1 protein-coding gene is annotated in these 2,575 nt (G+C 64.4%); it reads left to right on the top strand.

What is annotated here, in order from left to right; genetic code table 11:
* Window positions 1-2,575: DUF5801 repeats-in-toxin domain-containing protein (locus AC3WQN_RS25365; RefSeq protein WP_492606969.1), on the top strand; the 2,575-nt coding region annotated here is incomplete at both ends.

A 2,575-nucleotide genomic window follows, 5' to 3' on the forward strand; every position in this document is an offset into this window, starting at 1 on the left:
CAGTCTTGGCGATCAACGACACCAAGAGCTTTGCCGCCAACTTCACCTCGGCGTTTGGCGCCGATGGGGCTGGCACCCTGACCTATGCGCTGGGCGTGGTGGCGGGGGCCTCCGGGCTGACCGACACCGCCAGCGGTGAGGCAGTCAATCTGTCGCTCAATGGCGCGGTGGTCGAAGGCCGCACCGCTACGAGCAACGCGCTGGTGTTCACCGTCAGCGTCGCCGCCAATGGTGACGTCACGCTCGACCAGCTGCGGGCCGTGGTGCATCCCGACACCACCGATCCCGATGATGCGACGAGCCTGACCTCAGACAATCTGGTGACGCTGACGGCGACCACGACCGACGGCGATGGCGACAGTGTCCAGGCGACGCTCAACATCGGCCAGAACCTGGTGTTCGAGGACGATGGACCGAGCATCAGCACCACCGGTGAGGAACCAACGCTGACGGTGGACGAAACAGTCTTGGCGATCAACGACACCAAGAGCTTTGCCGCCAACTTCAACTCGGCGTTTGGCGCCGATGGGGCTGGCACCCTGACCTATGCGCTGGGTGTAGTGGCGGGAGCCTCCGGGCTGACCGACACCGCCAGCGGTGAGGCCGTCAATCTGTCGCTCAATGGCGCGGTGGTCGAAGGCCGCACCGCTACGAGCAACGCGCTGGTGTTCACCGTCAGCGTCGCCGCCAATGGTGAGGTCACGCTCGACCAGTTGCGGGCCGTGGTGCATCCCGACGCCACCGATCCCGATGACGCGACGAGCCTGACCTCGGACGACCTGGTGACGCTGACGGCGACCACGACCGACGGCGATGGCGACAGTGTCCAGGCAACGCTCAATATTGGGCAGAACCTGGTGTTCGAGGACGACGGACCGAGCATCAACACCACCGGTGAGGAACCAACGCTGACGGTGGACGAAACAGTCTTGGCGATCAACGATACCAAGAGCTTTGCCGTCAACTTCAACTCGGCGTTTGGCGCCGATGGGGCTGGCACTTTGACCTATGCGCTGGGTGTAGTGGCGGGAGCCTCCGGGCTGACCGACACCGCCAGCGGTGAGGCGGTCAACCTGTCGCTCAATGGCGCGGTGGTCGAAGGCCGCACCGCCACGAGCAACGCGCTGGTGTTCACCGTCAGCGTCGCTGCCAATGGTGATGTCACGCTCGACCAGCTTCGGGCGGTGGTGCATCCCGACACCACCGATCCCGATGATGCGACGAGCCTGACTTCGGATGACCTGGTGACGCTGACGGCGACCACGACCGACGGCGATGGCGACAGTGTCCAGGCAACGCTCAATATTGGGCAGAACCTGGTGTTCGAGGACGACGGACCGAGCATCAACACCACCGGTGAGGAACCAACGCTGACGGTGGACGAAACAGTCTTGGCGATCAACGATACCAAGAGCTTTGCCGTCAACTTCAACTCGGCGTTTGGCGCCGATGGGGCTGGCACCCTGACCTATGCGCTGGGTGTGGTGGCGGGGGCCTCCGGGCTGACCGATACGGCCACGGGCCAGGCGGTGAACCTGTCGCTCAATGGCGCGGTGGTCGAAGGCCGCACCGCCACGAGCAACGCGCTGGTGTTCACCGTCAGCGTCGCCGCCAATGGTGATGTCACGCTCGACCAACTGCGGGCCGTGGTGCATCCCGACACCACCGATCCCGATGACTCGACGAGCCTGACCTCGGATGATCTGGTGACGCTGACGGCGACCACCACCGACGGCGATGGCGACAGTGTCCAGGCGACGCTCAATATTGGGCAGAACCTGGTGTTCGAAGACGACGGACCGAGCATCAGCACCACCGGTGAGGAACCAACGCTGACGGTGGACGAAACAGTCTTGGCGATCAACGACACCAAGAGCTTTGCCGCCAACTTCACCTCGGCGTTTGGCGCCGATGGGGCTGGCACTTTGACCTATGCGCTGGGCGTAGTGGCGGGGGCCTCCGGGCTGACCGACACCGCCAGCGGTGAGGCGGTCAACCTGTCGCTCAATGGCGCGGTGGTCGAAGGCCGCACCGCCACGAGCAACGCGCTGGTGTTCACCGTCAGCGTCGCCAGCAATGGTGAGGTCACGCTCGACCAGCTTCGGGCGGTGGTGCATCCCGACACCACCGATCCCGATGATGCGACGAGCCTGACTTCGGATGACCTGGTGACGCTGACGGCGACCACGACCGACGGCGATGGCGACAGTGTCCAAGCGACCCTCAACATCGGACAGAACCTGGTGTTCGAAGACGACGGACCGAGCATCAGCGCCACCGGTGAGGAACCAACGCTGACGGTGGATGAAACAGTCTTGGCGATCAACGACACCAAGAGCTTTGCCGCCAACTTCAACTCGGCGTTTGGCGCCGATGGGGCTGGCACTTTGACCTATGCGCTGGGTGTAGTGGCCGGGGCCTCCGGGCTGACCGACACCGCCAGCGGTGAGGCAGTCAACCTGTCGCTCAATGGCGCGGTGGTCGAAGGCCGCACCGCTACGAGCAACGCGCTGGTGTTCACCGTCAGCGTCGCCGCCAATGGTGACGTCACGCTCGACCAGCTTCGGGCCGTGGT

It is taken from the genome of Pseudomonas sp. FW300-N1A1 (assembly GCF_058789115.1).